At 67.3% G+C, this 358-nt stretch carries 1 pseudogene; it reads left to right on the top strand.

From position 1 onward, the window contains the following. A pseudogene (locus tag CC207_RS27075) lies at positions 1–358 on the top strand (hypothetical protein); the annotation flags it as partial.

Genomic DNA, 358 nt, shown 5'->3' with positions numbered 1-358 from the left:
CGAACTGCATCAGCAATTCAGTGAGCGCAAGGTCGCCGCGCTGGTCGACCGTCACAAAGAGGCCATGCGCGCCCACCTCGCCGGTGCCGATCAGGGCGCCAACCCGCAGATGGCCGCCTGGTGGGCGCAGGCCAAGGAGGACATTCTCGATACCGCAGGTGCACTCAGGCGCCAGGACCTAGAGGCCCGGGCGAACAACGGCGAGTTCGCCCGGCAGTTCGAGGCGCGTTACCTGCCACACATCGACCTCAAGGCCATGCATGACCAGCTGGCCTGGTTCGAATCCCACGGCCTCGAGGCGCAGCGCCTGGCCGACGTGCGGGCCGACGACCACCTCGCCTGGCTGCAATCTGAGCAG

This window comes from Pseudomonas sp. DrBHI1 (assembly GCF_002205115.1).
In the GTDB taxonomy this organism is placed as follows: Bacteria; Pseudomonadota; Gammaproteobacteria; order Pseudomonadales; family Pseudomonadaceae; genus Aquipseudomonas; species Aquipseudomonas mosselii.
This window is presented reverse-complemented; position numbering and strand designations above follow the sequence as displayed.